The organism is Bacillus sp. JJ722 (assembly GCF_036963345.1).
Lineage (GTDB): Bacteria > Bacillota > Bacilli > Bacillales > DSM-1321 > Bacillus_AD.
This window is the reverse complement of the sequence record NZ_JBALMO010000249.1, coordinates 1-7,736: the sequence shown is the minus strand read 5'-3', so window position 1 is coordinate 7,736 and position 7,736 is coordinate 1. Positions and strand designations below refer to the sequence as shown.

The following is a 7,736-nucleotide window of genomic DNA, read 5'->3' as shown; positions in this document are numbered from 1 at the left end:
TTAATCCTATTTATAGCTGGCTTGCGGATCTGCTAATGATGGAAATAGGATTGGTTTTATTGTTCTATGATCATTTGAAAAATATGTGTTAGTTAACAAAAAATCCAGCCTTTTAGACTGGACCTTTTACAGAAACACGGAGTTGGTTGAGAATACTCCATGTATAGAAGTACGCTCAAAATTATGGTTGTCTTCTTTCAGTTTCAAATAAGGTTAGTTATATGAAACTTATTAGTATCATTTCTTAACTTTGAGAAGTTTATACATGAACTGGATTGTCAATAAAAAACTAGACAGCTTTCTTAAGGTTTAAAAATTTGTATACAGGACTCAAATACTCCAATGTTCCATATGAATCCGAATGTTATTATACCAATTTACATGATAGGCCAATTCTCGCTGTAAATCTTCTAAACTATCAAATTGATATCGAATTGCAAAACAATTATAGAGAACTAGTATTAAAGAACAAAACGATTTCTCATGAAGATTTCATGGACGCGGTATATCAAATTGGAAGAGATAATGCACGTACTAACGGTGATTTTTTTCTACTCCATAAATGAAAACATAATTTTAAGACTTAAAGGAAAAAGTATAATAAGAATAATTTAGTACTAAATGAAAAAAGGTGATGGAATGGAACTTAATAACGAAAAAAGTAACTATCGTGCAGGAGATATTGTTTATGTATTTTACCGAAATCCACACACTCAAGATGTAGCAAATATACAGGCAGCAGCAGTTGTAAATAACCCTGAAAATTTGAATGAATTAGCATTGTTTCTATATGAAACGTATTATCCACTTTCAAATGAAATGGCTGTTTATTCTACGGAGGAAGAGGCGAACCAAGCATATAATTACTATTATGGGAATGCTGCAGAGGGGATATTGGAATGAATAAACCTTTTACACCAAAGCTTGTATATTTCGAACCGAAAGCATTAGATTATCCCTTAGGAAAAGAGCTTCAAGAAAAGTTTGAACAAATGGATGTTGAAATTCGCTATACTACTTCCCATAATCAAGTAAGAAACCTACCAGGTGACAACGATTTTCAAAGATATCGGATTGCCAAGTCAACACTAGTAGTTGGGATTAGAAAAACACTTAAATTTGATACATCAAAGCCTTCAGCAGAATATGCCATTCCTTTTGCAACGGGGTGTATGGGACATTGTCATTATTGCTATTTACAAACTACGATGGGAAGCAAGCCATATATCCGCACATATGTAAATGTCGAAGAAATTTTGGAAGCTGCTGACAAATACATGGAGGAACGTGCTCCCATGCTGACGAGGTTTGAAGCATCCTGTACATCCGATATTGTTGGAATTGATCATTTGACACATACATTAAAACGGGCGATAGAACACTTTGGAGAATCAGAGTATGGAAAATTGAGATTTGTTACAAAATTTCATCATGTTGATCACTTACTTGATGCCAAACACAACGGGAAAACCCGATTTCGATTTAGTGTTAATGCTGATTATGTGATTAAGAACTTTGAGCCAGGGACTTCTCCATTAGAAAAAAGAATTCAGGCCGCAGGAAAAGTAGCAAGAGCAGGTTATCCACTTGGATTTATAGTAGCCCCTATTTATCTGCACGAAGGATGGGAGGAAGGCTACCGTCAAATGTTTGAGAGGTTGGATGCGGAATTACCTCAGGAGGCGAAAAAGAATTTAACATTTGAATTTATTCAACATCGTTTTACAAAGCCTGCTAAGAAAGTAATCGAAAAAAACTATCCCATGACAAAATTAGAATTAGATGAAGAAAAAAGAAGGTACAAGTGGGGGAAATATGGTATAGGAAAATATATCTATCAAAAAGAAGAGGAAGAGGACTTGAAATCTCACCTATATCGCTATATGAAGAAATTTTTCCCACATGCAAAATTGGAATATTTCACATGATGGTTTGATTTTTTCGGACATAAAGTAATACTTTTGGAAGGAAACAATTAACGATAGTGGATAAAAAACTAACCAACTGCGATTTAGGAGGGATTTTACTAGTAATATTCGTGAAGGCCTAATAAAATCTGCATGAATTTCTGCAGGTTTCGCAAGGAAACAAAATCGCGTGTCGAACGAAATGATTTTTGCTCGTCTAATACTTATTGGGTAAAAAAATTTATTTAGGACAGTTTCTTATAGCAATACTAAAGATTAAATAAGAGCTTAATTAAAATTTTTTAAATTTACAAAGACTATAATAGGTTTACTCCTAGTGGAAGTTTCTGCAGATTTGAAATACAGTTAAACAAAACAAAAGAAGTACTTGGAAAAAGGATAAGTTCAAGCTTTTAAGGGTATGACCCCGAAATTAAAATAACTTTTTTAAGGAGAAAAAAATGAAACTAGGTGCATTTTCTGTAAGTTTAAATGTAAAAGACATTAACAAATCAAAATCATTTTACGAAAATCTAGGATTTCAAGCCTTTGGAGGGGATATTACCCAAAATTGGCTCATTATGAAGAATGAAAGTTGCATAATTGGTCTATTCCAAGGAATGTTTGAAAAGAACATTCTAACTTTTAATCCAGGATGGAATGAAAATGCCAAAAATCTCGATTCGTTTACGGACATTCGAGACCTTCAAAAGCAACTTAAAGCTAAAGGAATTAAATTACTGTCTGAAGCAGATGAAACAAGCGAAGGGCCTGCAAGTTTTATAATTGAAGATCCTGATGGTAATCCCATTCTTCTAGATCAACACAGATAAACTAGTTAGCTTAATACTACAACACTCATGCAGATTAGCTCCTATTTCATTGCGGGCTTAACAATGCTTCTTTTGTATCGAATATTTTTTGGGAGCTTTCGAAGGACCATATACATACACCAACTGGTATGAGTTTCGTCACTCAAAAGTTTCCGGCGGAGCTTAGAGGATTAGGTATGTCCGTTTTTCTTGCTGGTGCGTCTCTTGGTGGAGTCATTTCTGCCCCATCCTTATCAGCTTGATGGAAAGGTATGGTTGGAGATGGACTTTTGTCATTAGAGAAACAGAATTGATATCTATTAGAAAGCAATGAAGAAGTATAGGGTTTAGTATTTTTTTCTGGATTTTTTTAATACTTATATAATATAAAAAATCTATAATAGTAGTCTTCTTCCTAAAAATTATAAAGTGTATATGCACTGTATATAAACTATAGGCGGGAGGCTCATTTATCGTTTTAGAACATTTTTCATTTTTAAAAAATCGTTAAACCTTTCTTTTTTGAGCTTCCACGTTGTTTGTTTGGATAATAGTTAACATCGTACCTATTACAATTATAATTCCTCCTAAAATTGTATTAAACGTTGGAATCTCTCCTAACCATATCCAAGCAATGATGAAAGAGAGAAGCGGTGTGAGATATAAAGAACTTGTAGCTTCTGAAGCACCTCTTTTTGATGTGAGATATCCTAAAGCAATATAGGGAAGAACTGTAGGGGAAATTCCTAAGTATATAGCACTCCACGTGGCTTCTTGTGGAGCTCTTGTAATTGAATTCCATAATTCAGGAAGAAAAGGTAGCATTAAAAACGTTCCACCCCAAATTGTATAACATACAAAGGGAAGGAAACCGTACTTTATTAAATAAGATTTTTGAAAAACAAAGTACAAACTTTCAAGGAGAGAAGCTATTAATATAAAGAAAGCACCTTTATGGAATGAAAATCCTCCTAAATGACCTACTGAAAGAATGGATACTCCCAAAAATGCTATTATTCCCCCTATCCATCTCCACAAGCCAATACTTTCTTGCAAAATAATACGTGCTAAAATAGCTGTAAAAATAGGAGTTAATGAAACCAATAAACTTGCGGTACCAGCGTTCACAAACTTTTCTCCATAGTTTAATGCAAGATAATAGCCTGTAAATCCTAAGCCCCCAAGGAAGATAATTGCTGGTACGTCCTTTACTTGTGGTAGTTTCATACGTGTAACAATTGCAAAAATCATTAATGCTAATGATCCTATTAGTAAGCGCAACAAAGATAGGGTTTCTGGACTATATCCTGAAAGCGCTAAACGAATACCTGGAAAAGCAGAAGCCCAAAGCACTATGATAAATAGATGTAAAACAAAGATAAACATATTGAATGATTTCATTACGATTCTCCCTCTTTAAAAACTAACCGCTTTTAAACTTCATGAATATACTTTTCATAATAATCTTTGCCTGATACAATGTCTTCAACCAGTGAGAAAATAGAAAACCAACCACTTTTAGAAAGAAGAAATATTGAATATGACTCAATACATTAAAGGTAAACCGTTCAAAACCCCTAAATATGTCCAAATAATAGAATACATAAAAAATAGGATTGCTATAGGAGAATGGACAATCGGAAGTAAAATATATAGTCAACGTAAATTAGCTAACATGTTTAAAGTTAATCGTAGTACAGTTATAACGGCACTTGAGGAACTTCAGGCGGAAGGACTAATTGAGGGAAAAAGAGGTATGGGGAATATTGTTACAAATAATACTTGGTCTTTGTTAACAAATAAACCTCAAAATTGGAATGATCATGTAAACATTGGCTTTCATCAACCAAGTCGAATAATGGTACAGCAGATTAATGAAGGTGAATCAAACTCTAATTTAATTCAGCTAAGTAAAGGGGAATTATCACCAGAGTTATTCCCTATAACGCAAATGAAACAAAGTATAAAAGAGTTAGCTAATGAATTAGGAGCATTTGGATATGAGGAACCTAAAGGTTTACTTCCACTACGTCAATCTATTAGTACCTACTTAAAATCTCATGGCATAAAAGCATCTCCTGATTGTATTCTCATTGTGTCAGGTGCTTTACAGGCATTAGACCTTATATCTGTAGGATTATTGAAACCTGGATCTACCGTTTTACTTGAAAAACCATCATATCTTTATTCCTTACATGTATTTCAATCTGCTGGAATGCTTCTTGCGGGATTGCCCATAGATCATAACGGGATACTACCAAAGTCTATTTTAGCTCAAAAGCAAAAAGTCCAGCAAAGTGTTTTATACACCATTCCATCATTCCATAATCCTACAGGAAATGTCATGTCAGATTCTAGAAGAGCTGAGCTTTTGAAAGTTTGTAAAGAAGAACGAATTCCCATCATAGAGGATGATATTTATAGAGAATTATGGATTGATAAAAAGGCTCCGTTAGCCTTAAAAGCAAAAGATACAAATGGTCAAGTTCTTTATCTGGGTAGCTTATCAAAAACGCTTACTCCGGGACTACGTATTGGATGGATTGTAGGTCCGCAATCTGTTATTAATAGCCTAGCTGATATTAAGATGCAATTAGATTACGGGTCGAGTTCTCTATCTCAACGTATTGCTTTTAAGTGGCTTAGTAACGGCTTTTATCAAGAGCATGTATTGTCTGTACGTAAACAATTAAAGATTCGAAGGGATGCATTGGTAGGGTATCTTGAGAAGTATCTAAAAGATATTGCTACTTGGGAAGTACCAGGTGGAGGACTATTTATTTGGGTTCGTATAAATAAAATAGTTTCTATGCGATCTTTGTACAGTACGGCTTTAGCAAAAGGAATACTGGTAAATCCAGGACATATTTATGGACAAGATGAAGGACAATACATACGTTTATCGTACGCCTTTGCTTCACTTGTAGATTTAGAAAAAGGGATACGTGAGTTAAATAGAATTATTCGTGCATTGTGTAGACATTAATAGATAAAAATAAGATATTCTTTTAGTAAAATGTCTAAATTGCTTATTTTACGCAGAGTTCTATGGAGGAGAAAGATATGGAAATTGAGAAAATGAAAAAAATCATCAAAGAATTGCCAGAAGATGAAGCGAAGTCACTACTATTTCACGTATATTTACGTTTGAATCTAGTGAAAGAAACAGATTATTCAGAGACATCGTTTTTAAATGATGTAGGAAAAATATACAAAACGATTTTTGATATATCAAAAGAAAGATCAGAAATAAAAAAAGATGTGGGATTTCAAACGTGCCATATTCTATTTGGCGACACATTTTCGGGCGGTTTAAAAGTCTGTTTAAAGGAAATGGGAATGGATAAAAAGGAAAAAGTCATTTCTTTTTGGGATAAGTTCTCTATAGGTTCAGTCTGGATGCTACATGAAGAAGTAGGGGAAGAAGAAAGATTTACTTGGATGCAGAGGGTTATCAATGATGAATATGATGGTTATCAAGACTATATGAAAAGATTTCAACAGACTAAAAATCAAATAAACTCTATACCAGAAGGCGTCCCGATTACTATTTGGGTTGCTGATAACTCGCATGAGCAGACTGGACTAAGATATGTTCTCCATTTGCTAAAAAATAAAGACAACAATATTAAAGTTATCAATACGACTAAGAAATATAGCGAGCTGTTCAAAAAAAGAGATATAGAGTATACCATTTTACATACAGGCGAAGTTTCACCTGAAAAACTTCAAGTCATATATGAGCATAGTAAAAATGAACTCCCCCTTGCAAAATACGAGCGAGAGGAATTAGAAAATGAATGGCTTTCTCTTTCAAATAATCAAGAAACTTTAAGAATATGGAAAAACGAAAAAATACAAAGTCTCCCCGAAGACTATTATGACCAATTTATGATCCAAAGTGCAAAAAATCTACATAGAAAATCAAAGCTGAAAGGCTTTATGAAGTCATCAAGATTAATTGGTCATGTTCTAGGAAACTTAGAACAATATGTAGGTGATTCATTTTTAGAGTATCGACTCAGAAAGCTGATAGAAGCAGGCGTATTGGAGTACGAAGGAAGCCTAAAAGGGATGCGGTTTTATAGTGTGAAACTAAAACGGTGCTAGTTGAAAAATTTGAATCATGAGTGTTCCCAATTAGCACGTATTTGGGAATTAGCTAAGAGCAAAAAAGAGATTACAAGATCGATAAAAACACTTTACTCCATTAGTGGAGAAACAATTGGAAAAAGATAAAAAAGCTTTATTAGATGTTTGGTATAAGCATTTCAGTGTAAACGACAAGTAACCAATAAAAGTTGATTTTGGAGTTGTTTTTTTGTTTGCTTCACTTTTTTCGGTAATCTGCAACTAGATGGTAAAAAATCTACTCATTGGTGTCTAGTCCATGGGATTTTCAGCTCTCTAAACAAATATTCTTTACTTAAATCAACAGAGATTTTAAAAACAGTTAATTTAATGCATTTCTAATATGGGCTAGGTGATGTTTACCATGCCAAGCATACACGCCAATATTCCTTTCAACGGTAACTAGCCCAGAGTCAGGATGATGAAATGTTCTTTTCAATTGCTCATCTGTTAAGTTTTGAAGTAAATAAGTCCATCGCTCATGCAAACTATCAATGATTTTAAGAGAAATAGAAATCGGCATGTTAGAATCGTGCAGTTTTGCCCATTCGTCTTGATTGTATGGCTATCTGTAATATGATGAACCACTTGACGAATCGTCCATCCGTTTTCTCGATAGGGCCAGATTTAATTCTTCTTCACTTAAATTACATACTATTTGAGATAACTGTGTTGGAAGCACTCGAATATCTTCAATCCACTTTAATAGTTGATTCTTAGATATAATATCTTCACATTCAAATTCTCCGATTGGATATCTTTCATTTACCATATATATACCTCACTTCTCATACTTAAATCCATCTAATTTACCGTAATAATAACCATAGAAATGTACTCAATATTTAAGACAAAAACTGTTTTCTATATCGCTTTTTATTGACCC

The 7,736-nt window shown here is 33.7% G+C and carries 7 protein-coding genes and 1 pseudogene; 5 read left to right on the top strand and 3 right to left on the bottom strand.

Annotated elements, in window-relative coordinates; genetic code table 11:
- Positions 1 to 330: 330 nt before the first annotated feature.
- Complete coding sequence (locus V7014_RS27365; RefSeq protein WP_438824963.1) at positions 331 to 435, bottom strand: IS3 family transposase; 105 nt, start codon at positions 433 to 435, stop codon at positions 331 to 333.
- A 204-nt stretch (positions 436 to 639) separates the two neighbouring features.
- Between V7014_RS27365 and V7014_RS22855 the strand changes: the two genes are divergently transcribed.
- The 3 genes from V7014_RS22855 to V7014_RS22845 all read left to right on the top strand — a co-directional run bounded on the left by V7014_RS22855 (position 640) and on the right by V7014_RS22845 (position 2,740).
- Complete coding sequence (locus tag V7014_RS22855) at positions 640 to 903, top strand: transcriptional regulator SplA domain-containing protein (RefSeq protein ID WP_335510666.1); 264 nt, start codon at positions 640 to 642, stop codon at positions 901 to 903.
- Positions 900 to 1,928, top strand: coding sequence for a spore photoproduct lyase (splB, locus tag V7014_RS22850; RefSeq protein ID WP_335510665.1), 1,029 nt, complete (start codon positions 900 to 902; stop codon positions 1,926 to 1,928). Before V7014_RS22855 ends, splB begins: the two co-directional genes overlap by 4 nt.
- 440 nt (positions 1,929 to 2,368) lie before the next feature.
- Complete coding sequence (locus tag V7014_RS22845; RefSeq protein WP_335510663.1) at positions 2,369 to 2,740, top strand: VOC family protein; 372 nt, start codon at positions 2,369 to 2,371, stop codon at positions 2,738 to 2,740.
- Between the two features lie 486 nt (positions 2,741 to 3,226).
- Here V7014_RS22845 and V7014_RS22840 read toward each other — a convergent pair whose 3' ends face one another.
- Positions 3,227 to 4,120, bottom strand: a complete 894-nt coding sequence (locus V7014_RS22840; protein WP_335510661.1) for a DMT family transporter — start codon at positions 4,118 to 4,120, stop codon at positions 3,227 to 3,229.
- A gap of 139 nt (positions 4,121 to 4,259) precedes the next feature.
- Between V7014_RS22840 and V7014_RS22835 the strand changes: the two genes are divergently transcribed.
- Together V7014_RS22835 and V7014_RS22830 are read left to right on the top strand one after the other, a co-directional pair.
- The gene (locus V7014_RS22835) at positions 4,260 to 5,705 is read left to right on the top strand and encodes a PLP-dependent aminotransferase family protein (RefSeq protein WP_335510660.1); all 1,446 of its coding nucleotides are present in this window, start codon (positions 4,260 to 4,262) and stop codon (positions 5,703 to 5,705) included.
- 77 nt (positions 5,706 to 5,782) lie between these two features.
- Positions 5,783 to 6,829, top strand: coding sequence for a DUF1835 domain-containing protein (locus V7014_RS22830; RefSeq protein ID WP_335510658.1), 1,047 nt, complete (start codon positions 5,783 to 5,785; stop codon positions 6,827 to 6,829).
- A gap of 343 nt (positions 6,830 to 7,172) precedes the next feature.
- On the opposite strand, the pseudogene V7014_RS22825 reads toward V7014_RS22830, so the two are convergent.
- Positions 7,173 to 7,622: pseudogene (locus V7014_RS22825) on the bottom strand (metal-dependent hydrolase).
- Positions 7,623 to 7,736 lie beyond the last annotated feature (114 nt).